The 26034-nt window shown below is 29.2% G+C and carries 29 protein-coding genes; all 29 read right to left on the bottom strand.

Annotated features, from left to right (window positions below):
* Positions 1-76 precede the first annotated feature (76 nt).
* The 29 genes from BMW96_RS00810 to BMW96_RS00670 all read right to left on the bottom strand — a co-directional run bounded on the left by BMW96_RS00810 (position 77) and on the right by BMW96_RS00670 (position 24904).
* Complete coding sequence (locus tag BMW96_RS00810) at positions 77-1408, bottom strand: phage tail tape measure protein (RefSeq protein WP_092351501.1); 1332 nt, start codon at positions 1406-1408, stop codon at positions 77-79.
* A 3-nt stretch (positions 1409-1411) separates the two neighbouring features.
* Positions 1412-2377 carry a tyrosine-type recombinase/integrase gene (locus BMW96_RS00805; protein WP_092351499.1) on the bottom strand — a complete coding sequence of 322 codons (966 nt, stop codon included), beginning with the start codon at positions 2375-2377 and terminating at the stop codon, positions 1412-1414.
* Positions 2378-2465: 88 nt separating this feature from the next.
* Positions 2466-2903 carry a hypothetical protein gene (locus BMW96_RS00800; RefSeq protein WP_092351497.1) on the bottom strand — a complete coding sequence of 146 codons (438 nt, stop codon included), beginning with the start codon at positions 2901-2903 and terminating at the stop codon, positions 2466-2468.
* A gap of 1 nt (position 2904) precedes the next feature.
* The gene (locus tag BMW96_RS00795) at positions 2905-3522 is read right to left on the bottom strand and encodes a hypothetical protein (RefSeq protein ID WP_092351495.1); all 618 of its coding nucleotides are present in this window, start codon (positions 3520-3522) and stop codon (positions 2905-2907) included.
* A 13-nt stretch (positions 3523-3535) separates the two neighbouring features.
* Positions 3536-3997, bottom strand: a complete 462-nt coding sequence (locus BMW96_RS00790; RefSeq protein ID WP_180320333.1) for a RusA family crossover junction endodeoxyribonuclease — start codon at positions 3995-3997, stop codon at positions 3536-3538.
* Between the two features lie 127 nt (positions 3998-4124).
* Positions 4125-4439 (bottom strand): hypothetical protein, encoded by a 315-nt coding sequence (locus BMW96_RS00785; RefSeq protein ID WP_092351493.1) that lies wholly within the window; start codon positions 4437-4439, stop codon positions 4125-4127.
* Between the two features lie 34 nt (positions 4440-4473).
* Positions 4474-5244, bottom strand: a complete 771-nt coding sequence (locus tag BMW96_RS00780; RefSeq protein WP_092351491.1) for a hypothetical protein — start codon at positions 5242-5244, stop codon at positions 4474-4476.
* A gap of 34 nt (positions 5245-5278) precedes the next feature.
* Entirely contained in the window at positions 5279-6118 is an 840-nt protein-coding gene (locus tag BMW96_RS00775) for a hypothetical protein (RefSeq protein WP_092351489.1), read from the bottom strand.
* Positions 6109-6627 carry a hypothetical protein gene (locus BMW96_RS00770; protein WP_092351487.1) on the bottom strand — a complete coding sequence of 173 codons (519 nt, stop codon included), beginning with the start codon at positions 6625-6627 and terminating at the stop codon, positions 6109-6111. The genes BMW96_RS00775 and BMW96_RS00770 overlap by 10 nt, the downstream gene beginning before the upstream one ends.
* Positions 6627-7607, bottom strand: a complete 981-nt coding sequence (locus tag BMW96_RS00765; RefSeq protein ID WP_092351485.1) for a hypothetical protein — start codon at positions 7605-7607, stop codon at positions 6627-6629. Before BMW96_RS00765 ends, BMW96_RS00770 begins: the two co-directional genes overlap by 1 nt.
* Positions 7600-7899 (bottom strand): hypothetical protein, encoded by a 300-nt coding sequence (locus tag BMW96_RS00760; RefSeq protein ID WP_092351483.1) that lies wholly within the window; start codon positions 7897-7899, stop codon positions 7600-7602. The genes BMW96_RS00765 and BMW96_RS00760 overlap by 8 nt, the downstream gene beginning before the upstream one ends.
* A complete protein-coding gene (locus BMW96_RS00755) occupies positions 7899-8342 on the bottom strand; it encodes a hypothetical protein (protein ID WP_092351481.1) in 444 nt (147 codons plus the stop codon). The genes BMW96_RS00760 and BMW96_RS00755 overlap by 1 nt, the downstream gene beginning before the upstream one ends.
* Positions 8343-8350: 8 nt before the next feature.
* The gene (locus BMW96_RS00750; protein WP_092351479.1) at positions 8351-8983 is read right to left on the bottom strand and encodes a hypothetical protein; all 633 of its coding nucleotides are present in this window, start codon (positions 8981-8983) and stop codon (positions 8351-8353) included.
* A gap of 63 nt (positions 8984-9046) precedes the next feature.
* Positions 9047-10060 (bottom strand): hypothetical protein, encoded by a 1014-nt coding sequence (locus BMW96_RS00745; protein WP_092351477.1) that lies wholly within the window; start codon positions 10058-10060, stop codon positions 9047-9049.
* 4 nt (positions 10061-10064) lie between these two features.
* Positions 10065-10547 (bottom strand): hypothetical protein, encoded by a 483-nt coding sequence (locus BMW96_RS00740; RefSeq protein ID WP_092351475.1) that lies wholly within the window; start codon positions 10545-10547, stop codon positions 10065-10067.
* Positions 10548-10629: 82 nt separating this feature from the next.
* Entirely contained in the window at positions 10630-12036 is a 1407-nt protein-coding gene (locus BMW96_RS00735) for a hypothetical protein (RefSeq protein WP_092351472.1), read from the bottom strand.
* 2 nt (positions 12037-12038) lie between these two features.
* Entirely contained in the window at positions 12039-12224 is a 186-nt protein-coding gene (locus tag BMW96_RS00730) for a hypothetical protein (RefSeq protein WP_092351470.1), read from the bottom strand.
* Positions 12225-12237: 13 nt separating this feature from the next.
* Entirely contained in the window at positions 12238-13782 is a 1545-nt protein-coding gene (locus BMW96_RS00725; RefSeq protein WP_092351468.1) for a hypothetical protein, read from the bottom strand.
* 16 nt (positions 13783-13798) lie between these two features.
* Positions 13799-15580 carry a hypothetical protein gene (locus tag BMW96_RS00720; protein ID WP_092351466.1) on the bottom strand — a complete coding sequence of 594 codons (1782 nt, stop codon included), beginning with the start codon at positions 15578-15580 and terminating at the stop codon, positions 13799-13801.
* 9 nt (positions 15581-15589) lie between these two features.
* Complete coding sequence (locus BMW96_RS00715; RefSeq protein ID WP_092351464.1) at positions 15590-16573, bottom strand: hypothetical protein; 984 nt, start codon at positions 16571-16573, stop codon at positions 15590-15592.
* A gap of 24 nt (positions 16574-16597) precedes the next feature.
* Positions 16598-16990: a hypothetical protein gene (locus BMW96_RS00710; RefSeq protein ID WP_092351462.1), complete on the bottom strand. Its 393-nt coding sequence runs from the start codon at positions 16988-16990 to the stop codon at positions 16598-16600.
* Positions 16990-17268 carry an HU family DNA-binding protein gene (locus BMW96_RS00705; protein WP_157796128.1) on the bottom strand — a complete coding sequence of 93 codons (279 nt, stop codon included), beginning with the start codon at positions 17266-17268 and terminating at the stop codon, positions 16990-16992. The genes BMW96_RS00710 and BMW96_RS00705 overlap by 1 nt, the downstream gene beginning before the upstream one ends.
* Before the next feature lie 68 nt (positions 17269-17336).
* Positions 17337-18566, bottom strand: a complete 1230-nt coding sequence (locus BMW96_RS00700; protein WP_092351458.1) for a hypothetical protein — start codon at positions 18564-18566, stop codon at positions 17337-17339.
* Positions 18567-18724: 158 nt separating this feature from the next.
* Positions 18725-19726, bottom strand: coding sequence for a hypothetical protein (locus BMW96_RS00695; RefSeq protein WP_092351456.1), 1002 nt, complete (start codon positions 19724-19726; stop codon positions 18725-18727).
* Between the two features lie 328 nt (positions 19727-20054).
* Entirely contained in the window at positions 20055-21863 is a 1809-nt protein-coding gene (locus BMW96_RS00690) for a hypothetical protein (RefSeq protein WP_092351454.1), read from the bottom strand.
* Positions 21863-22996 carry a cysteine desulfurase family protein gene (locus tag BMW96_RS00685; RefSeq protein ID WP_092351452.1) on the bottom strand — a complete coding sequence of 378 codons (1134 nt, stop codon included), beginning with the start codon at positions 22994-22996 and terminating at the stop codon, positions 21863-21865. The genes BMW96_RS00690 and BMW96_RS00685 overlap by 1 nt, the downstream gene beginning before the upstream one ends.
* Positions 22997-23014: 18 nt before the next feature.
* Entirely contained in the window at positions 23015-23815 is an 801-nt protein-coding gene (locus tag BMW96_RS00680; protein WP_157796127.1) for a BRO-N domain-containing protein, read from the bottom strand.
* A gap of 40 nt (positions 23816-23855) precedes the next feature.
* Positions 23856-24230 (bottom strand): hypothetical protein, encoded by a 375-nt coding sequence (locus tag BMW96_RS00675; protein ID WP_092351448.1) that lies wholly within the window; start codon positions 24228-24230, stop codon positions 23856-23858.
* Entirely contained in the window at positions 24230-24904 is a 675-nt protein-coding gene (locus tag BMW96_RS00670) for a hypothetical protein (protein ID WP_143050690.1), read from the bottom strand. The genes BMW96_RS00675 and BMW96_RS00670 overlap by 1 nt, the downstream gene beginning before the upstream one ends.
* Positions 24905-26034: the final 1130 nt, after the last annotated feature.

Below are 26034 nucleotides of genomic sequence, written 5' to 3'. Positions count from 1 at the left end.
TATTGATATTACAAATCTTTCCTCGGTCTTTAGCATCCCATTGTTTTTTAACCGATATAGTTGTTATCTATGTTTTTTACGAAACATAGCATATAGATTTCTCTATATGGAGGCATGAAAATTTACCTCGCAAACGCATGCTTAATACTTTTATTGCATTAGATTGCTCAGAAGCATTTTGAGTTATTTCTGAACCCCCAGTAATCATAGCCAATGTTTGGTTAATATCATTTCCAGCAAAAGCTAATGCACTAGCTGAATTTTTTAATCCATCACCTAAAGAAGCTGAATCTGTTGCAAATTCGTTTCCAAGTTTGTTAAGTTTATCAACAACAGTAATTGCATTTTTTGCTTCGATATTAAAACTTTTTAATGCAGTTACGATATCTTTAACTGCTGTCTCATCATCTACTTCTCCAACATTTGCATATATAGCCGAAACTTCAGAAAGTTTTGCACTGTCATCTAAACTAAATCCTAATTTTGCCCATGTGGCAGTCATCTCAATAAGAGAACTTAGACTTCTACCTAATTCAACCGCTTTTGAACTAGCGTTAGTTAAAAACTGATTGTATTTTCTATCAGTTTCATCAGTCACCTTATATAGATTTGTCATTGCTGAATCTATTGCAACTACATTTTTAAATAAGTCTTTAGCACTTCTAACAACTTGCATTACAATAGTTCCAGCGCTAATCCACTGACCAAACTTACTCATAGAGTTTTTAAGTTCATCACTAAAACTTCTACCACTGTTTCCAGAGGCTTGGATTTCTGCTGTCAAAGCTGCGAATTGTTTTCTTGCAGTTGTCAATTCTTTGACATTTGTTGCATTTTGCATTTTGTTTCGAGATTCTTCTAATGCAGTACCATATTCTTTTGCAGCTTTAGTATTTTCGTTTATATATTTTTTAACGTTATTAACTGCTTTGGCCTGGTCTGCTAAGAAATTTATGCTTTTACCATTTGCGAGTTCCTTATTATATGTACTGATGTCACTTGATAATATTTTAAAATTACCATCAAGCTTACTTAACGCAATTGATTGTGCTCCTAAATCAGACATTCTTTTAATAGCTTCAAATTGTTTAGTTATTGAAGCAAGTCTTTGTTGAAGTCCACTGTCATCAATGTTTAACTTACCAAGGTTATTTAAGCCTATTGCAAGTTTATTCATTTTATTAATATTAGATACAACACTGTTGATCTGCTTATTAACACCACTAGCATCTATATTGATACTGAATTTTGATGAGTTTAATTGTTTTTTAATGTCACTAATTGCAGATTTAGTTATATTAAACTTACTAATATTTGCAATAATCTTTTGATTGTTTAACTGGTTATTCAGTGCTTTACCAGCATTTTTATCTAATTTAACGCCTAACTGTACTTTAAAGTTTGTCATTTGTTATACCTCAAATTTATCTTTTAAAGCTGATATTTTCTTATTGTTGGGCAATAAATAATGTTTTTTAGTAACTTCAGTCGAAATGTGATTGAGAAGTGTGGAAATATCTTCTAAAGGCATTCCAGATATAGAAAGTTGATTGCTACCTGAATGGCGAAAGTCGTGTGGGTGAAGAGTTGAAATACCAATCATTTGTCCAATTTTTGAACACCAACCTGCTAACGTCCCATTGGAAACGCAGTCGTATTGATTGGTGTATGGAGTTCGCCACAACCATCCAAAATCATCAATATCATAATGTGTTCTATATTCTTTTAACTGTACTAATAATTTTTTTACTTTTTCAGAAAAAAATAAAGTCACATACTTTTGTTCTTTTTCTAACACATCGTTACAAACACGATTTTCTAAATCAATCTGTTCCCATCTAAGATGAGCAATGGCATTAACTCTAGCCATAGTACTTAGTGATAACTCAGCATAAGTTTTTAGTTGTAAATCTCCAAGTTCATCAAGTTTTTTTCTCATCAATTCAATTTGTTCTTTTGACAAATATGTTTGTGTTACAACAGGCAAACCTCTTTTTGGTCTTTCAATATATTCAGTAGGACTGTCTGAATTTAATATTTTCTTACGTTTTAAAAACTTATAAAATGACGAAATACTTGACAATCTTCGTTTAATTCTTTCTGTATTGTTTCCCTGACTTTTAGCAAATGTTACAAACTCTAAAATATCATCTTCACCTAAATCCAAAACAGACTGATTAAACTGTTTGTCTAAAATAAAGATAAACCATTGTGTTAAATCGCTGTTGTAATTATAAATCGTTTTTTCTGACAATTCCTTTACATTCATGTACTGCTGGTATTTTTTCCAGCACTTAAGTGTTTCAGGATTGATCATTTTTAATTTTTCCTTATCATGCAGTTTTACCCGCCTTGACCTTTTTTTACCTATGGCCATTTCATCACTCCTTTATAAAATAGTAAAAAAGAGAGGGGTGCCTCTCTGTAAAATTAAATGAAATCTTGTTTTTATATGACTGTTATATCTATATGACATCTAAGCCTTGTTTAATTAGGGTTTGCTTAAAAGTATCAATAAAGATATTATATTTTTCAATAAATTCAACACTGTCATCCCAGACTTTAGTACCTGGTATATCTCTAGCTGAACCCATCTTTTTCATGGCGTGATATCCACTATTGATCATCTCAATTACCTCTTGTCCAGTGGCACTTTTGTAATCAAGATTGGTATCTATATATACTTCACATACAACAGTTGAACCTCTGGTCTTAATAGAAGTTTTTGTTATACTTTCCATAAACTGATAAGTTCTCTGATAAACAGTAGGGGAGTATTCTGAATAATACTGCTTCACAAAGTTTTCAATACATCTGTGAACTTCTTCTTGAGCTTCAAGGAGTGTTTGCTCTGCAATTTGTTTTAATGCTTTGTTTAAATCAGTCATGTTTTTAATTATCATATTAATTAATCTCTTTTTTGTTGGTAACTGTAATTGACTCGATTAATTCATCTTTTGACAATTTATCGTTATCCATAACCTGCTTAGCGTGCTCAATAAACGTATCTAAGCTAATCTTATTGTTTGTTAAATCCTGAAATTTATCTAAACTGTTTAATACCTTTTCAACATCTAAATTATTGAAATTATTATTCATACCATCAATGAATCCAGTGATAGATTTTTCAATATTTCTCATAAAATCATTTGCATCATATCGTTTTGACTCATAAAATTCAGCTTGCGTCTGATCTAAATATCTATCAATTGACAATTGTAATGTACTATATTGAACATCATTAATTAGACAACGATAATCACAAGTATTAATACCACATACTAATTCATAATCTTCTAGAAAATTATCATTGTCATCAATATTTGGCAGCTCAACATCTAAATAAAATTTTGCAAAAGCAAACTGCATCATGATATCTTGAAGATCATAAGCAATAGTTAGTTCATCTAAATCAATTAATCTACTGCAAACCCAATTTCTAAAATCTAAAAATTCTTGAAGTGACAATGATTGTTTTTTTACTCCATAAATAATTTTATTAAACTCTTTATTTTCTTTCATTTCTATTCTCCTTTTATTCTATAACTTCTTCAATATTTATTTGTCCATTTATATAGACAACTATTTCTGTTCGTGGATTATTTTTATCATAATCACACGCCAAAATTATTTTTTTTAGATGCTTATAATCATCATCAACTAAAAAACCAGATTCTACTAATCCATCGTTGATGAATTTTGGTGTCATATTGTCATTATCTGCACGTCTTTTAGTTGGCATAAAGTATGTATATTCGATGATACAATTACCAATTTTAAAATCCTGATAACCTAAATCATTAATATACCAGATAATAAAATCTTTCCATTTCTGTTTAAGTAGATTCATAGCAGGGCGCATTAAAATCATCCAAACATTAATAGAAGGGTGGATAGGCTTTTCAATAGGGACTTTGCGTGCTCTTGGATGTTTTTTGAAATAATATTTGTTATATTTATCTAATACGTTATTGTCAATGATTAATTTTAACTTCAAGTTTTAACCTCTATAGCAATTAATTTATTTTTTTTCTAAATTATCCTTATATTCTAAAAATAGTTGTCTTAAATAAAACAGGAGAACTTAAATTTCTCCTATATAGATACTTGTTTATTTAAGACAACTATAAGTTATCTTTTTTTATTCTCAATTTTTTATTTTTACAATCATCATAAGCTAAAATATCTGATATGATTTTACTAACATGTGGAAGAAAATCTTTATAACCTGTTAAATCACATTTATTTAGCATATTTTTTGCTTTCTTTTTATTAATAATTCCATTAGTATAATCATCAATAATTAGCCTAATTGAATAATGGTTTGATGTATCAGTTAGTGTTTTCCAAGGTGTAAATGATTTAACGTCATCACATGAATTACATGCATGATAACCTTTCCCACATACTATACACCAATGATTTATTTGTTTTGACATTATAAAGTTAGAGAAGATTATTCTTCTCTAACTCCTATTCATCAATAATAATTGAGAATAAATCTGTGTTTTTAGAACAATACTCTTTATTAAAGTTGATTGTAAATGCATGTCCTGCTTCAGCATTTAATCCAATTTCAACTGTTGATGGATCAATTTCTGCTCTATTAGAAACAATAACACCTGTATAAATTTTGTTCTTATTGCAAGCGTCACGCATTATAACATAAACTCTTGCTTTATATACCCCAGGGAATTTGTCGGACTTATTTGATAATTTGTTTGCAGTAGCTGATTCATATTCATACTCAACGAAATAAGAACCTGTTGAGCCACTAGGTAAGGTAATTTCTTTTTCATTAACAGTAAATGTTTTATCAACTGCTTGTCCTGTACCCAAAGTTAATTTTTCAGCAATTCCATTATTTACTAATTTATAAACATATTTAACAGAATCACTAGCAGGTTTTTTATCTAAGTTTAATTTTCCATCAACCGCATCAATAATTTCATATGTAGGTGTTGCTATCAAAGCATCTTCGGTAGCAACTGTCTTTTCATCTCCAAATTGAGCAGCGCCTAAATCCGCATTGAATAACGCATTTGTTCCTGTTAAAACACCTGTTTTTGCATTATAAAGTGTCATAATTGTAGAACCGATATTATCAGTTACACTTTGTCCCTCTGATGAAGTTTGTAAGTTTCCATCTTTAACATTTGTTAAACGAACAGCTAACGAATCGTCTTCAATGTTATTTAACACAAGAGAATCAATTTTTTCTAACACTAATTCACTAATATTCATTTATTTCTCCTTTTTCTTATAAATAAAAAAACGACTAATCTAAGTCGCTCATCATGTTTAATTCAGTTTCTTTATTTTTTAATTTTGACAAATCAATTCCAAATCCAGAGTAGCCGCTTTGATATAATACCTTAGTATGAAATATTTTGTTAATTCTTTTAACGCTGTCCATAAAAGGGTAATATTTCATATCAAACACAGTTACTTCATCATGCTTAAATCCTTCAGAATTAACCATTGTTGATATAAGATTAAGTAAATATGATTTATCGTTAGTATTGGTTTTAGAATTTTCAAATTTTTCTTTTGACTGATCAATGAGATATTTTCTTGCTCCCTTGTTACCAGGCTTATCTCCGTTCTTTTTGATGTTGAACAGTTTTCTCAAAAAATCTGTAATTCTTGTATAAATATATCGGTCAAAAACAATATCATATTCTTCAGTAAGAATTTTTGGATAGGGCGAGGTTCTTTTTAACCTGAATTTTTGCAACTGATTGACATCTGTAATTTCTTTTTGTTTTATAACATGCTGTTTTAAAACAATTTCATCAGTTCCTCCAAGCTTTTCTAATCTCATTTTTGAAAAATCAATATTATCTCCAAATAACATTTTTGTTTTTTGATTATCAAGAGAAGGTGCGATAAACTTAACAAAAATTTCATATTCATCAGCGGTGACAAAATCAATATTGAAATATTCTTCTAACTGCCATGCTAAATCTGTTGGTGTTGCACATATTGTAAACACAGTTGACATGTACTTTGTCTCATTATCAAACACTTCACCAACAGTAGGGTGATAAATTGTTATATGATCGTTAAGTTTGATATCTTTACCTCTGTAAAGACTGTTTTCAGTTATTACTTGCATAATGAATCGTTAATGTCAATCCCTTCGAAGACTAACCGTCTATAAACAAAATTGTCATCATATACACCAGCAGTGTTAGATTTTAGTGTGATATCCCCATATCCCGCTTTTTTACCATTAAACATTTCATCTAATAAGATTGATATATAATCATTCCTGTTATCTTTAACACCCAAAATATTATCAATACGATTATGCTTATTGTGAGAAACTATCCATATTTCCAAAACTGGATATGCATATATACCATATTTATCTGTTTGAGGTATATTAACTTCCATTGTTATAAAAGTTATTGCATCGGTAATGATATTTTGATTTTGATGTTCTCTAAATATAACAGGCGTAAATCCCATATCAACTGTCTCTTTAGAATTTATCAAATATATAGGTTCCCAGTTTTCTTTATCCATACTTGGACAATCAATTGCTTTAACTATCTCGTCATTGTTTATAACATCTTTAATAACCTTTGATTTTAATTCACTAATTATTTTACTGTTTGCCATTAAAATAACCCTGTAACTTCAAGTATAATGTTGTCATCTTGATAGTTTCCTTCCTTATCTTTTAAACTTAGACTAATTCTTTGACCGATGTAAGAATCATCATTAATTAAAATTGTTATTTTATCCCCATCTTCTTTAATAGTTAATAATTCATTAAATGTTGAATTAATTGACCAGGTAGGGGAGATATTGTTTTGTTTTAAATCCTGATTATAAAATTCAGCACTAAAAGTTGTTCCTTTATCATAACCAGATTTAATTTTTAAAGATTTATATACAATTTTTGCATATAAATCATCTTCATGTGTATCAGAACTGTTGGGAGCTTTATAATCACAAATTCCTAATATTAAATTATCATCTTCATGATAAACGTCTTCTGATACTATTAACTGTAAATAACCATGTCCATTGTAAACATTAGAAGTAGTGTTAATACTTGTTAGTTTATAAGGAGTAGGTTTTTTTTGATTGTTGCTAATAAAAAATCTTTGATCTCTTTCAAGCTCAATTGTATCTTTGTCAAAAGGGATATAAATCATTAACTGATCATATCCAATAGTAATAAGCGCCTTATCTTCGACACCGCTATTATATGCAGTAGCTACTATGTCACGTTCAATGATTTCTCTGCTTTTGTTTTGCCATCTCAATTTAAAATTGCACTGCTGTAAATTTCCATCTATATAAAGCTCATCATCAAAATCAGCATTTGTTACTAACCAAACTGTATCTTTCCAGTAAACAATATCTCCTGGATATATTGTTTCATCAGGCATTGTATGAAATTTTTTATAATATGGTTTTGTTCCACTGTTGATTGCTAATATCATGTTTTTGCCATTAACTTTAACTTTTTTGTAAGATGGATTATCTTTTCCATATTTATTGATATGATATTTTGCTCTATTTAATCTGCTTTCTCTAAGGCTTGCACCCTGAACTTTAAGATGCTGATCGTAACTATCCCAATCAATCATCTTTTAGTTCGTTCATAATGCTATTTAATAATGAAATACATTTAAACACTTCACGTTTGCACTGTTTTGTAGTAAATGTATTATCTTTTAAATAATTTACAGTATTAATGATTTCAATATATTTGCGACTGTACAAATTATTAGTTGTAAAGTCTGTACATGTTTTTCTTGCACCCTCAAGCTGAATAACAAGGCTGTCTAAATATTCATACAAACTAGCATTATCTGACTCTTTTAATGGCAGTATTTTATATATTTTTGAGATGAGATGTTCTATTTGGAGTTTGTTCATTATCTATTTTCTCCTTTAATCAAATCCATTGGATCGAACTCTGACAACGAATACTCATTCATATCAGCATATACTTCACTGTTTGCGTCCTTATATGTATTATTTAAAGTATTTAGTAGATTTGCTGGACTAAAAATAGAATAATCCTTTTCACTCATACAGTTTTTTGTATTTTCTTCTCTATCTCTTTCTCTTTTTAACCATACTACAACCATATTTTCAGCAATTAAATAGATGGCTTTTTTATTTAATTTATAATTAAAACATTTTTTATCTTCATTAATATCATATAAGTCTTCTTTGCAATAGCCATCAAATCGTGCTAGCGCATCATCCAAATATGATCTTAATATTCGTTCTCTTAATTCGATTTTTAAATTTAAAAAAGAGTATATTTCAACTCTTTTTAAAAACCTCTCGTATATTTCCGAAAACTCAGTCATTAAATCACCTAGTTTTCTAAATTTCTTAATTCACAGTTTAAAATTCCTTCAAGTTTTCGAATTAGTGAAAAACTGTCTAACTTTTGAGAGTCAATCATATCATTACATTTAACGGTTACTGATGTTTTAAAAGTGTTACCCATTTTTTCAATATAATAATTGATTTTATCTGGATGATTTAAAATCAAGTCTTCTATATCTAGTTCGCTGTTCTTAATATATTTTTGAAGCATTAAAGCTTCGTAAATATCCTTAGATGTATATTTATCATAACCATCATCAGCAATACTGATTAAACGAACCCAATTTTTTTCAAAAAATCTAATTTGATTAGATTTCATAAAACGAACACTCTCAACTGAGATCTGTTGAATATCGCCTTCATGCATCCACTTAACTTTGTCACCATTCTTACTATTAGCAAAAATTAGAGTTCCAAAAGTTGTTGATTCTACATTTAAAACCATATCATCTATCAATTTAAGTTTTGGCTTAGATTTATTCGTTTTAGATGTATTGTTTTCTTTTAACTCATCAGTTTGATTTTCCTGAATTACTTCGGTTTTTTTTTCACTTGTTTTTTTATTTTCTTTATTTTTTGTAGACTTAGATGTATTGTCATTTTTTGTTTCTTTTGTCATTATTATCTCCTTTTATTCCAATTTTATAATATCAGGGCTAATGAATAACCCTGATATATTTCATTACGCTTGAGTATAGAATCCCATTTTAGCATTAAATGCCAAACCTACTCCATAATCTTGAGCATATGTATAATTATTAGTAAAATCTCCGGTAGTTGGATTTCCTACAGTTTCATCAAAGATGTAACCTACACCCATGTTTACCACTTTAATAGGTTTATCCATTCCAACTGGAATTATATACAATTTCTTATCATCGAACATAAATTCATCAGTTCCAGCCTTATGTCTTTGAGGCATGAATACACATTCGTGTCCAAAGAAATTACCATAATAACCTAAGTTGTATAAATCTGTTTTGGCTTGATCAGAAAGATTAGCAGAAGACAAACCTCTCAATGCTTTCTTAGTTCCTAAAATAACAACTTTTGCCCCATCATTGGCAGCAGAAACGTGTTCAGCTAATTCTAATACTTCTTCCTCGTCGTTTGTTCCTGTAATTACATATTTAGAAGACAAACCTCTCGTACTTGCAGTAACACCAACAAACGCATTATAAATATCTTCATTCAATCTATCTAACATTGCTTTTGCAACTTTTTGAACAAACTTATCGAAATCAACTCGTCCTGCTAAGAAACGTTTGAACTCATCATAAATTTTAATACCTTTTAAACGTGTTTGAATAGTATATGACTCACTTTTACCCAATCTTTGACGTCTAATTCCAGCTGTGCCGTATGATAAATCCGATACAATGAAATCGGTTTTGTCTTCAGTAATAAATTCTAAATCATCACCCAAGGCAATATTTCTATATTCAACTAAATTAGTCCAAAATTCATTACCAGTAAATCCTTCATGAACAATTATAGGGATAATCTCTTGGATAATATCAAAGCAGGCACTACCTTTATAAAAATTCTTATAAGAAAGTTTGTTTGATCCACCATTTGCTTCAATAAACATGTCTCTTAATGCTTTTGAGTTAGTACGTGTATCTGAAAATTCTTCTGGGCAAGTTCCAGTAATCATACCAGTAGCTAATTCAACAATTTTATCTCTGTTATTCACTTAATTAATCCTCCTTACCAAATTCAATTCCATACTTATCGTTGTATAGATCAATAATCTTTCCAAAAACTGTTGAACCACTTGTTGGTGTGTCAACAACTTTTAGTTTTCTTGAGGCTTGTAATTCAACGAATTTTCCTACAACAGGTTCTCCGTCAAATCCTTCTTTAGTCATTGCAACGACATTTCCTTTTTCTAAAATATCTGCATTTCCAATTGTGCCTTTAATATTAATAAAGTCACTCATGTTACGCTTTCTTTCATCTGCCCATACTTCTGGTGATGCTACAAAACCAATCTTTTCAATAGGTGTATTAGCAGCAGGTGTTTTTACAGTAAATAAGTTCATTTCACCTTCAACACGATTATCAATTAATACGACAGATCCGTTTTGCATATTTTCGTCAATTTCAATTGCAATTCTTTTAGAGCCATCCCATTCGGCAGCTACTAACTGTCTATCTACAACAGCATATTTTTCAGCCATTATTTTTCCTCCTGTTTTTTTTAAAATCAAAAAAGAGCCACACGTATGCATGGCTCATTAAAATTATTGTTTTATTTAATTGTTATTTATTGTAATATTTATTCAAATATCCGCCCAAGTAATCATTTTGAGAATCATCTTCAAATTCGGCATCAGCACCAGTGACAACTACTTCAATTTTGTTACCATCGCTGTTTTTACCATTATTGCTTTCATCAAAATTTACACTTGATTCTAATTTAGTTCTACCAAATAACGCAAAACATTTTTCTTCAATTGTTTTCAAATCAAAATCCACATTATTTTTTTTTAACTCAACATACTCTTTAACGTCTTTTAGTGAACTATCAAATTTATCAAACAATACATCCAACTGAGCTTTACGTTGAGCTTTAACAGTGTTTACTTTAAATGCTTTTAATTCATCAAATTCAATATCTTGTTTTTTACGCTCGGTTTCCAATGTGTTCCATTCATCAATAGTTAAAATCTTATTAACTGTTTCTATTTCATCATCACCAATAGTAACTTTACCATCATTCAAAGTATAACTGCGTCTTAAATGGTTTGTTGTATAAACACCATTAATTTTTTGTTCTTTGTTTAAGTACAAATATTTACTATCATAATCATTTAGCCAAATATAACTAGTAGAATTTACACTTAAACCTCTTACCGCATCACATATGGCTTTACGAACTTCGTTTGCTGTTAGTTCGAATTCTATACTGTCTTTAACAGTAATAGTATCAGTAATTTTATTTTCCTGATTTTCATCCGTTTTATTTTTTTCTACTTGCAAGATTTTGTCTCCTCCTTCTTTGCTATTTTTATTATCAAAATCATGAAGACATTGTTTTAATTCATTCATAATAGCAATCATATATTCTTTTTTGTCAATTTTAGAATTGTCAAATTCTATAGTAGCTTGAGCGTTTTTCATTCCTGGATTTCTGTGATTTCCCAATAGTGTAATACCATCGTATTTAAATTTTTTTACAACTTTATAATTAGTTTTTTTATCAATGTAAAAATCCAATATCTGAATCTCAGCAGACAGTTTAATATTTTTATCTCTATTTATAATATCCAAAGCATAATTTGAATACCTTTTCCAAATATATGCTTCAGCATAAACATAATTTCGACCAGATTCCTTTTTTATTTCATAAGTACTACTTTCAGTAATTACTCCAATTGGAATTTCGTCGTAGATTATTCTTACATTTCCCGCATAATCCTTTTCGATATGTTTATCATGAGAAGAAAACTGAGGTTGATTCTTATCGTCAAAAATAACATTAGCTAAAATAGGGGAGTTATATAAGGTGTTTTCAGCTTCTTTTAACGAGTCTGGTAAGAAACTTATTTTATGAGCTGCTTTTCCGTCATGCATTATCCTTAATTTTAATTTTAAAAACTTTTTCGAATCAAAACTCTTATCTACTTCAAATTCTACGTCAAGTAACATATTTTCATTATTATTCATTTTTACAACTCCAATGAAATTGAATTTGTGTATATCACATTGTCGCAAACTAACGAATTATCAAACTCAACTTCACCAGGGTTGTTAATAAAATAACAACCATTATCGTTTTCAAGAAAAACTTCATATGATTGTTTTAATAATTCAATAGTTTGAGGGGTATCACTGTATAAAAATTTTTTACTCATTTTTCAAATCATCCTATTCGTTTCTGTCTCTTTTAACACGAGTGTTTTCTCCTTCAATTTCAAGTTCTCCATCTTTGTTTTTTGGACGACCTTCACTATTAGAATTACTATTACTACTTTGAGTATAAGAACTCTGTAAAGGTTTTAGTCTATTGTGTAAATCCAATACATCATGTTCCAGATAAAGCATATTATCAACATCATTAAACTCGTATCCTAGTAATGCCATCAACTCAGATATGCCAATTCCCAAATTAACAGTTTTCATATATCTTTCAAGTATACTGTCATAAGTAAGCTCAGTTACATTTAATATTTGAACCCTAAACTTATATTCAGTTGGCATTTTTTTCAATCTATAATTTAACCAACGTTCTAGTTGTCTGTATATAGGGAAAAGTAAAGCTGAATCAACCAAAATACTAGATTTTAATGCTGTTGTACCAGATTTATCAGATGAAAATAAAAGAGAACTAACTCCTGATGCGCCCCAATATTGTTCTAATGCTTCAGCCACAGCATTTGTATTGGCTTGTCCAGCTCTCTCAAATGTATGTTCCATTAAATCCATAGGGGTTAATGCAATACCGATATTTTCTGGAAGCCTTGCATCAATCATTTTATAGTATTGAATAACTTTTTTTTCTGGTATTTTAAACTTACCGTTGTCATCAACGGGAATTTTTAATGAAATCAACTTATAATTATTTAATTTTTCTTTATTCTTTTTTAAGTTTTTATAATCCTCCAAATCATATAAACAACTAAATACGCCAGCAAATGGCGGGATACTATAATCGATTGATTCATCAAATTTTATACAAATACCGTCACCGCTTGGAATATCCTGCCATTTCAATTTTCTATTTGAGCGGTATTTTTTATATCCATCTTTAAAAAAAGAACCATACATATTTAACCTGTTTTTATATCTGTCAAAATATGAAAAGTCAAAAGATACTACACGTGTACCATCTTCAACTGCTCTAACATGACAATATCTAACGGGTAATTTTCTTATATAAAAAGAATCTTTGGTTTCATATACATATCCATAAAATATCTCTTCTCTAAATACTACATCTATAAGTTTTAAAAACTCATGTTTTAAATTCATGTTGATTAACATATTACTTGTTTTATTGTAATCACTGCGAACCCTAATAACATTTGCTTTAGCTGTATCTAGACCTCTAGGTTTTAGAACCATTGCAAACATTGCAGTACTACTAAAATATTTTATCAACCTTTTATAATGATTAGATACATTGTAGAGGAACATTGATACACTTCTCAATTGATGTTGAAATCTAGATGGATTTTCCAACCACATTAAAATATCTTTTTTCTTAAACTTAGTGAAAAAAATATGTTCATATCCAGCAGCTTCTATCTCGTTTAAAATTACTTTAGACGTATAAAGTTTTTTTATTTCATTTTCAAACAAAACCTCGTCCGCTTCAATCCGATCACGTTCATCAAATTTGGTCTGAATATAATCGTCTATCATTTTTTGAGTTTTTTCGTCAAATTCGGCAGTTACATTATTTGTTTCCACATGTCCTCCTTTCTTATTAACAATACCCTTCACTTATACCCAAATTGGGCTGTCTAAATGGCAAATCATCAAATTCTATATCTTCTTCAAGTTCAGGTTCTAATCTAAATTCCAGTTGTTTCATTACCCATATATTGTATGCCAAACTGGAATACCTATCTTTTCGCATACCTGATTTTTCTTCTACTTTTACATATACGCCAACTAATTCCCATTCAAGATTTATCATTTCATTGATCATTAACGCAGTCTCGATATATGGTTTTTGATAATTTAATTGAATTTTATCATTTTTGTTTTCAAATCCTGGAACTGTTTCAATTAAATAGTTATAACAGTCATATTCACTTATCAACAGACTAAGTTTGTTGTTTAAAAATCCATTTCTAACATAATTGTTCGCTTCATCATTGAGCTTTGGAGAACCGTTAATTATCCATAAACTCTTGGTGTATGTATCAGATTTACATCTGTTTGCCCACTCGACATCATTTACTGCTTTAAAAGGAATTAGTATTTCTCCAGTATGTCTATCGTGTTGCTCTTTTGTTATATGGTCTATTACACCTTGTCCATTGCCTCGTGCATCAACTACAATATCTGTACATTTGTATTTGTAGTAGTATTCCATTGCTATAGAACCAAGTTCTTCTGTTCTTAATCCTTCAAAAGTCTCTACAAATCTAATATTTGCATTATATGTATAACTATTATCCATTATTGCATCGTTGATAATAATACATGCAGCATCATTATTTTTATTTCCATTTGAAGCCATTAACGCTACATCTAATGATAAAATTCTGCGTTCATTAAATTTAGGCTCTGGAACTTTCGATTTATTTAGCATAACATTATCTGGTATAGGCAAAGAATCATTTAAAATACATCTTGGTTTTATATCTTCATAAGAGAAGAACTCGCTGCCACTTGATCCAAACCATATAGCTTCATACTCCATAGCAAATTTAATTGGATCAAAATTTCTTTTTTTATATACCGCTTTTATTCTACTTGGAGACAAAAGACCGCTTTCTATTGATAATTGATAGGGGAGAGAGCAACTAAAATAACTATCTCCCAATAACATGTTCTCAATATAGTCTTGAACACGCCCGAAGCTCCATTCACTTTGATACCATGCAGAACTTAAATAAAATTCACTATTTTCCTCTACATCATTAGCATATTTAGCGTTGTTAATAAAACCAGGCTGTCTTTTCGAGGTTAAAAACGGTTCAAGAACATCATTGATAATTGTGGGATCCATTTGAACAAATTCGTCATATATATTATCTGTTGACCGTTTTGATCTTGCGTTTTTATTTGCAGCAACAGCATAAATAAAAGAACCATTATGAAAAATTATTTGAGGGTCTTCTCCATTTAATAGTATTTTTTTTATTTCTGCATTAAGCAATTCTGAACCAAAACCTTGTTTGAGACAAAGTTCGTTTGAAATTTTTTTTAAAACTTCTACTGCTTGCTTTAACTTACTGCTTGTAACACACACTTTTGACCCTGGATATAGAATACATTTAATTACTGCATACACAGCAATTAACCAGCTTTTACCCAACCCTCTACAAGCATTGAGGTTCACATGATTGTTATGAAACATTTGATATAAAACTATTTCTTGAAAAGGTCTCAATTCAATGTTTAAATAATATTTTGCAAATAAATGAGGGTATTCTCTAAAATAACTGGTTAAGTCGCCTATAACTTTAAGAAACTTTTCTTCTTTTTCTATTTGAATCTCTAAATCTGTTTTAATTTCAAACTTGTCAACTATCATAATTATTCACTATCCAAACAATTTGTCGTGAATATTCTTTTTAAGCTTGTTTTCTTCAACTGAATTTTCAACTGTATATTTTTTCATATGTTCATCATATTGTTTTACATATACATTTTTGATTCCAACAGATTTAGATAAGTGACCTAACATATAAACTTCAACTAACTCTTTTAAATAACTTTTATCTTTATATTCCTCTATTGGCTTATCCATTTCATATTTTTTTATCCATGTTCCAAAAGTCTCTTTTGATAGACTTTCATTTTTAGTGTCTGGTTTCCAGCCACCAAATTCAATATTTTTTATTAACGATTCTTCATATGTTTTAGTAGGATTTCCTTTTTCTCTAGCTTTAGTTATATTAAAAATATCCCAACAGATATTTTTTATTGTTTCTCTTTGAACGATTGATGATGCTCCAGTTTTCACCATCCAATCATTGTATAAGTATTTTAAAATTTTTGAGTCTTCTAAATTTAAATTAAAAACTCCAAATATGTTTGCAACTTCAGCTATAGTATTTGTATCATCTTCAGTTAACTCATTAGCTGAATTATTTTTTTTTACATCTTCATTTTTTTTATCAATATTTTTTTTTGACAATTCTTCTTTTAGTTTTTGTGCTTTTTCTTCGTCCTTTAAAGTATCATCATATGTTTTATCAAAAAACTGATTTAAATTCATTTTAGACAAATAGCGTGTAACCATTGTCTTTAGATCACAATCTTTTACATTATTAGCAATAGATTCTGTGTAATAAAAATCATACAACTGACAAATGCGCTTAATTGCTTTGTAGTGATCGTTGTATGACTCAAGATATTTTATATATAATTTGTTTAAACAGCTTTTACAGATAGGCAAACGTCCATCTAACCCTTCGTATAGTGGATTTTGCACCTTTGAAAAATCGTCTGCTTTTTTAGTTGTTTTACCACATTTGCAACATCTATATTCTTTTTTGGATACAATTTTGTTATTTTTAGGCATAATAAAAAGCAGTTTTATAACTGCTTAAAGCTCCTTCTCGAAATCATAAATTAATATATTTTCTTCGTTGTTTTCTAGGGCTTTTAAAAATCGAGTAGGGCATGTAGCATCAAATATCGTTAATGTTGCTGATGATAATGTAATTATATTGTCATTTACTGTTGGTTCAACAATGATATTTCCATCATAAGCTATTGTTACTATGCAAAAATCATCTTCTGAATATAATTCATCAACTTCAATATCATATGTTTCCAATAACCATTTTGTAAATTCATTTGTTGTATAAATTGCAACAAACTCATATTTTCTTAAATTATCACATAATTTACTTAACGATATAAGAAAGTCCGCTTTGTTCTCAAATAATATTTCTTGAGTCAATTCTTCGCTTTTAAAATCATAGACATCATTCACTATTGATTTACCTCTGACTTAAATATATTGCTACATTTAAATTTTATTGTGTTAAATGAAGGAACGACAATTTTTTGATTAGTTTTTGGATGAGTTCCAATTCGCTCTTTATAGTTTTTAACTTCAAAAACTCCAAATCCTCTAATTTTTATTTTACCAAATTCAACGATTGTTTCTCTAATGCTTTCAATTACAGCATCAAAAATAATTTTAACCTCGTCTTTTGTGCATCCATCTACTTTGTTGCAAATTTTTGCAATTAAAATTTCTTTATTCAATATTCACTTTTTCTCCTTTTATTCTTTTTTTTCTGGCGTTTTGCCGATATTATTTTTTTTGTGCTTTTTTATGATTGACAGGAAAGTTTTAAAGTATATTCGCAAACTTTACCTTTATTTTCTTCAAAAACTATTAGTTTGGCAGCAGAATCAGAAGATTTTCGCAATGACATAGAATAGGAATCAATCCCTATAATACTAGGTATATTAATTACTTCACTGTTTTTACCAACTTCTTCCACTTTTGTGTGATGTAAATGTCCTCCGATCAAATAATCAATATTAGTATTATATATTTTAGAATAGTCTTTCATAGCTTTTTCCATATTTTTAACTTCTCCATGAATTCCAAAAAGAGTGCTTCCTGCTATGGTCGCATAGATGTATCCTGTTGGATTGGTATGCAGTTTAAAATTTTTGTTATTTTCCAATCTAATTTTGATAAATTCTAATAAAAATTTTGACACATTGTCATTAACAAAGGTTCCTTTAGGCTGAGATAACATTCTTAGCTCAGTATGATTTGCTTGAACTACAGTGTGAAATTCAACTCTTACATAGTTGGTTAATTTTTCCAACCATGTGCAAATAAAATTATTGTATTTAATAGTACTGTCAACTATTCCATATCGAAGTTTCATTAATTGTGATACTCTTAAAATTCCATCACTAAAATCACCCATAGAAAAAATATGAAGAGTGTCTATATTATCTTTTTTAATAATTTCCAAAGTTTGGTTAAATAATTCAATCATTCTATCTTCAAATATTTCTGGACTATAGGAATTGATTATTTCATTGAATAAGCCTCTAATTTCAAATTCTGCACCAAAATGCTCATCACCAAAACATAATAAATAACCTTTGCTGTTATGTTTTGGTTCAATATAATCTGGAACAAAAGATGTTTTTAAGGATTTTACAGATTCAATAAATTTTTCTAATAACAATTCATCTCTAGCTTCTTCTCGTAGCCATTTGTTGTATTCATTTTTTTCAGTCTGTAACTTTACTCTTTCTTTTTGCAGTTCTCTTTTTAAAATATTTAATTCATTAATACTGCTTTCATTTTCTCTGTCACTAAAAATTCCTTCATCATAAAATTTTTTTGCACTTTGATACATCTTGCGATAGGCAGATTCCGAAAGAAATTCATCTTCTGGAACACCCAATTCACGATTAATATCTTCTGATATATGTTTCCAGTGAGGTAAAACCCCACTATCAACATACTGACCTATACGCCAGATGTATTGATATTTGCCCTCATCAGGCTTTTTTCTTAATGATTCTTTCAAAATTTTACTCCTTTTATTCATAAAAGGGCGTAAAAAAGCACTTTTGGGATAGAGTTTCTTACTCCTTACCATACCTCTTCAGAATTTGAAAGTTAAGTTTTTTTCGTAAAATTCCGAGTTTTAAGCACGTATTTTTTTTGCGATTTGTGAAAATATCTCTAAAAATTGCATTTTTTTGAAAAAATATAGCCTAAAATATTTATTTTACCATCTTCGCTTTCATGTAAATCTTCAATAGGAAGCTTGCTTTTTTTTATAGCTTCATAAAAACTTAAATTGGGATAACCAAAAAGAACCTTAAACAATGTTTTATAATATTTTCTATATTCATCGGTGTCAAATTTTTTTAAGATATAAATTATGGTACTTTTATTTAATTTTAGCTGACCAATAAATCTTATTACTTTTTCTCTTTGTATAAGATAATAAGCTGTTTTTATACTATGATCAAAATTTGTTTTTGAAAATAAATATTTGGTTGTTGAATCGAATTTCCTAATTTCTGACATAATTTTAGCTATTTGCTTCCTATTAACCTTACTATTGTCATATGATGACTTGTCAATAATTTCATAAAAATGACAGTATGTTTTCCCATATTCTTTTCTTATGGGTTTCCAGTTGTTTATAGCACATTCCAAATAGTCCATTGAAGTGTCCATTTTTTTATATTTGATTTTTTTACCTATTTTTTTACAATTGTAAAAGCTTTTGTTTTTTACTATTACTCCAAAAAAATACGGTTTAACCGTTTTATTATCCCATGTTTCCTCCTTGTATCTGCTTCGAATACACTCAATTTCTTTGCTCATTGCAACATCAAATTCTTTTTTTGCTGCATCTATTTCTATATTTGACATTACATTTAACTGACATGTATCATGATATATTTGTTGAATTTCATTTATCAGTCCACCATTGTTCAGTTTATTCCAAACTTTTGAATTTAGTTCTTGCGATAAATTAATTATTACTCCGATTTGATTTTTAGAAGTTTTATAATCAAGATCTGATTTTTGCTTCGCTGTATAATATCTTTTGATTTTTTTTGCCTCAACATTATTTATTGATACTTTAAAATTTGAATAATTTTTTCTTCCAGCTTTGATTAATATCGGATTATCAGTAATCATTACTGTGTCTGAATCAAACCATAACACCCTCTGTTACCAGATATTTTAAATTACTTTTCATTGAAAGTAGGGAGTAGACTATCTCATTAGCCCTCGAAATATGCGTTAGGGCTGACTTGCGCTTCCAAATAAGGAATTTCACCTTAAATGTACGTGGTCTAACCAGTTAAGGCTGTTTCCACTAGTCGTTACACCTTCATAAAGATTTCTCTTTATGCTTGGCACGATATTATCCAAACATTTTAATGAATGGAAATTCTTCGTTAGCTTACTATTTTAATAGTAAACACCCTAGATTTCTAGGTTCACAAATCTTTTTACTTGAATATTACTACTCAAGGCGGACTTATTATGGTTAATCCGCACCGCTCAGACGATCAAGTGTTGATTCTTTAATGCTGTTTACATAAACTATTTCATCAGTTGTATTCATATATTTATCAATTTCTTTATTAGAAGAGTTGAGAGGTAGCCAAATATTACATTGGCAAATGTGGGGGCTTCTTGATCCAAGAATTGTTTTATTGTATTTGAATCTAGTTGTGTGTATTTTACCAACACCTATTTGAGATTCACCGTTAAATTTTCCAATTGAATGTTGTAACATTTCAATCGGATTGCCACATATAGTCGAATAGTTACCGTTAACAAATAAATGACCTTCTCTTAGATTATTTTTATAGGAATCTACAATTTGTTTTTTTAAAATTGCGTACATTTCAGTTTCAGTAAACTTATCATTTAATCCCAATAGCTTGTACGTTATATCATTTTGATATATTAGTGGTTCATTGTCGAGATTGATATCGTTAGAATACCTAATATATTGTCTTAACACCGCTGGATCACTTTTTATCAAATCAAGATACTCCAATGATGGTTTAACCAATTCTTCAACTTCTTTTTTTGTCATTTGTAATGAATTTATCAATTGATAATGACACCTTACAACTTTGCCATTTAAATAATGAGTTTTCTTTTCATGTTTAACTACACCAAAAGTAGGCGAGATGGCTCTTAACCATTTTTTTAATGTTCCAAACTTTAAATATTTAATACTGCTTGGCGTAGTAATTAGCTTGATCTGACTAATATCATCAGCGATTGTCTTGCCATTCAATTGGTCTAATGATGTTATTCCGTTATCTTTGAACCATTTTTGAATATTGCAGTTAAAACAGCACGATTTAAAGAACTGGTTTCTTAGCAGTAACATTCCTTTGTTCTCATATTTACCAAACAGCGAGACATCCATCAATGACTGTCCATCCCAAATGCTATTTTTTAATGTGATTCTGTTTGGCTTTGTAACAAGTTCTCCATTAACTAACCTTGTTTCAATAACATCTTCTTCAAATTCACTTTCATAGTCGTTTATTACAAGAATACTCTTGGGATCTATTTCAATAGTATCTATTATAGATGATAAAGTAAGCGCTATATAGGCTTCTAGAGCTGCTAAATCAACTTCATCTCCTTGATTAACTTTAAGTTTACACAATTCCCATTTATGCATTCTAGGGTACAATTGTTCATCAATAAACAAACATTTTCCAACTCTGGCTGAGCCAGATGAACGCTTAAATCTTGTGAATTTAATCCCATCACAGTAAAACCCTTTGCTGTATAATTCATCTCTTAACTGTCTAACATTTTTTATTGTATGAAGTTTGTAATCATAGACTGAATATTTGTTTTTTTGTGGATTATAATGAAACCAGCGACCTAATTCTTTTTTTGATAGGGGATTTTTGACACCTTTTTTGGTATCTATAGCAATAATCTCACCATTTTCAATATAAATATGATCATCTATTTTATTTATAACCTTATTTAAATCATATCCAAATTTAACCCAAACATCCCCATAATAGCGATTATATTCTTTAACTGAGTATTTAAATCTTACATTAATAACTCTCTGAGAGTATAATTTATTGTTTTCCTCGAAAGTTAGCTTGTTATTTCGATATGTTGTTTTATAAACATCAACCAATTTGATTAAATCAAGTGAATAATCAAGCTTATTTAAAAACTTAACTGTGTTTAAATTTCCTGCACTGTTTCTTGGGTTATATCCTATGCAGCCATTATTGTAATTTGCTAGATATATATCCTTCGCATCTAAACCAAGGATATATACCCCATCTTTTATAGATGGCACTAAGAAGCGTCACCACCATTATAAAAATTTTGTCTTATTACGAATCTTTGAATTACTTCAAAAGCTTCTTCAAGTTCATCAACTGTACTATCTTCGTTTAACGAAAATCTGATACAGCTATGAAGGTCGTCTTCAGGCAGTCTTATTGCTTTTAAAACGTGACTTGCTTCTAAATTTTTACTGTTGCAGGCAGAACCACCAGATGCATAGATTTCATATAGATTTAAATACGATAACAGTGATTCTGCTTCGATGCCATGAAAACAGATATTTATATTATTGGATAATCTGTCATTACCATTTGCTCCAATTAGATATGTATTAGGCAATATTAGGAGTTTATTAATAAAATAATCTCTTAAACTTTTTAAATGATTAGATTTTGAATAATTTAACAATTCTACTGCCTTTGAGAGTCCAAGTATATACGGTATGTTTTCTGTGCCACCACGCATACTTTTTTCCTGTTCACCTTGTATTAAAGGGGTTACAGATATACCTTTTTTAACATAAAGAAAACCAATTCCAGAAGGGCATCCGATTTTAGAACCTGATACACTCATTAAATCTATTCCTAGCTCTTTAACATCAATCTTCTTATCGGCAATCAGTTGAACTGCATCAACATGAAATATTATATCGTGTTTATGGCATAGTTTTGAAATTTCTTTAATCGGCTGAATTGTTCCAATTTCATTGTTAGCTCCACATACTGATACAATTTTGTAAGATTGTATGTTATGTGTATTCGCAAGCTTGCTTTCTAATGATTTTAAATTAATAACCCCATTACTATCAACTTCAAGTGACCAATAATAATTGTTTTTGATAACCGATTTATGTGAAGTAGGATCAGCTAAAATAAAATGAGCTTTATTTTCTGAGTTTGTATAGCATCTTAATGCTAAATTATTAGCTTCACTACCGCTTGAAGTAAATATAATTTCTTCAGGACTACAATTAACCCTTTTTGCAATCACTGACCTGGCATCTTCAAGTTTCTTTTTTACCTCCTGGGCAGGATGGTAAAGAGAAGAGGGGTTATACCAGTCTTCGTGTAATGATTTAACGATAACGTCCAAGACCTCTTTTTTAGGCTTACTCTTAGCAGCGTTATCTAAATAAACGGCTATTCCTTATCCTCCTTTAGTTTAATTTTTAATATTGTTAAGCTCATACATTTCCTGTACCAGTTCTTTAACATCGTTCTCATAGAGTTTACATGCGATTTCGTAAAGCTCGGGCAATTTACCCATTACTTTATCAATATAGTCGACTCTATTCTTGCATTTAGGTTTGTTGTGTTTATTGTATGCTTCCATTCTGCTATAAACTCTAATATGGTATTTATTATCAAATTCACGATAAAGAGTATTCCATCGTTTTTGTGCATTAGCTTTATTATGTCTAACAACACGATTAAGAACTTGACGTTTTTCAGCAAGCGAAACATCGTCAACTAAATTGATAATAACTTCTTCCTTATAAGCAATTTCTTCTTTTTGCTTTTGTATGAGTTTATTTTTCTCTTTAATTTGAACTAGTGAATTGACCATAAATTGTTTTGAGGCTTCGTCCATCTCAGGAAAATATGACTCAACAAAAATTTCTTCATTATTAGCATAGCCTCCAGTTTTACGAATAGTAGGCAAAACATCATGAGTTACCCATCTTTTAAATTCACGTAATTTTTCAATACGCTGCTGTATAAGGGGTTCGTTTTGTGACACCCCCTTGGCTTTTTGAGGTTGCATGGCAAATAATAAAGAATACAAACCACTTTCGTTAATAATAACCATGTTTTGTTTGCCTCCAGAAGTATCAACCCTATATGTATCTTTATCATTCTCATCAATTTTTGATAAAGATCTTTTATGGTTAGTATCTCCAAATGCCAAACATACATCTTTTCCAACAAAGTAAGGTTCTCCATTAATTAATAAACTTCTCACTTCGCCAAATTCATTATTTTTAAAAACTTGTAATTCTATTTTAATTTTCCTCCTTTGGTTTAATTTCCTTATTTTTATCTTTTAAAGCATCTATAATTTGTTTAAATAATTCTTTATATTTAGCATCAGCCTCGATTGCGTCTAATGGATAACATTTTGCGAAACTCTTATTTTTACAATATTCTTTTTGAATATCGCTAACAGACATCTTGCTTAAATTGTTAAATATTGTATAGATTTTTCTAAACTGCTGATTTAATGCGATCTGATTTTCCAATGCTAAAAATTTAACATCTTTAAATATGTCCGATTTCCATGCGGTATTAACAGATTTATAGGATAAATCCTTATATCTTGACTTGTTATTTACAGATTCTATTAATCCATCCAAAAATAACTCATCATCTTTATGCACTATAATTTCCTCCTTTCGTTCAGTTTGTTATTTACATACTCAACACCATATTTGAGATTTTCTTCTGCTGAGTATTTAATATCCCGAGAATGGTAATCCGCCACGATGATATACCCCTTGATAAAAAAAGTGGTGTCTGGGATTTTTAATGTTTTTGTTTGATTAGTCTTGATAATTTTAATATCGCTTAAGATTTTAAGCATACGTGATATAGTTCGCATACTTATATTTATCTGTTCTGATAAATCATTTATACGAAAATATGAAATTTCAGGAGCTGTTTCTACTAAGGCGCCATTTCTTTTAATCATCTTTAGGCGATGGTAGGATAAGAATAGGAATATTTTTTTTGCTGATACTGATAATTCAGATTTTTTTTCCTGCTCAATAATTAAATCTATTTCGTCAAAATATATTTTAGCAAATTTAAATACATTTTTTTCAGGATGCAATTCCTTAAATTTTTTTTTACTATCTACAACATTGAGCTTAATGTTAATTAAGTCGTTTAAACTCAAATCAACAATATTAATAATTGCATTGCTGTATTTTTCTAATATATCACCCAAAATAATATCAGCTTGTTTTTTTAATTGTGGCTTTTTTATTCCCATAAACGAATAATACGATTTTTTTGAAAATTCAACACCGTCATTGCCATTTTTTCTATACATAAGATAAATGTAAGTCATTAAGTAAATATTATTTTTGACACCTTCTTGAATAATATGTTTGGGAATGATTATGAAATTATCTTTTTTTGTTTGATCTTTTATTATTGATTTCCTCCTTTTTGACAATAAGTTAATATTTTTTATACTTAAATTAAGACAAAAGGTTAATATTTTTTATACCTCGCTTGGCAAAAAGTAAATATTTTTTATTCAAATGTAATGCCAAATTAAATATACAAATATAATCTTTTTGTTACTTTCAATATAAATGAGATATTCGAGGCGGTTACTGGCGTACCCTTGCCTCTTAAAATAAATGAAATAGATACAAATTGTTATATGGGGGCGCACAGAGAATGCTTTTACCCTTTCAAAAAGAACAGAAAGAGAATCGTTTCGCTGCGCTTCACTTGTCTTACCTTCGCACTAACGTGCTCGGCGCTCGCCAACCCTTATCGTCGTTTACTGACGTAAACTCGATTCGGGATTGGACGTATTATATTTTCTGCTATCTTGTTAATTACTGAGTAGGATGACAGTAGATAACCATATCATAAATTAAGATAGATTGAATTATTGTAATAGATTAACCTGTATTCATAATATTTCTCCTTTCGATTAGATTTAGTAATTATTCATATCAAATATATATGTCATCACCAAAATAGTCATATATCTAAATATGGCTTATATTTTAATTCTAAGAAACATTTAATTGAATAGGTATAAATAGTCACAAATCAATAAAACGTTTCTTAAAATTGATTTAATAAGCTAATATCTACTTTGCTAAGTAACATTATATATTTGAATTTAAACTGGACTGAAAAACAATCCAGCTATCGTTACTACAATCACTATACACTAAATATAAGTTGATGTCAACTAGCAAAGTAAAAAATATATCAAAATTGCAAGTTTGATTTTTTGGGATTTAAAATTTGACTATTTCAGGTTCGGATATACCGATTCGGTAAATTAGGTTTTAATGTTGTTAATAATGCTGAAAAATTTCGCAAATAAGTCAATATATTAATAAGGATAGAAATAGGTATTTTAAAGGTCGGTTTTAAATCAAAATATACAACTTTTTGTTCTTCGGAGATAATACGGATGTTTAGGGGATAAAG

The organism is Thomasclavelia cocleata (assembly GCF_900102365.1).
Taxonomy (GTDB): Bacteria; Bacillota_I; Bacilli_A; order Erysipelotrichales; family Coprobacillaceae; genus Thomasclavelia; species Thomasclavelia cocleata.
The sequence above is the reverse complement of the archived record's forward strand: the minus strand, read 5'-3'. Positions and strand labels throughout refer to the sequence as shown.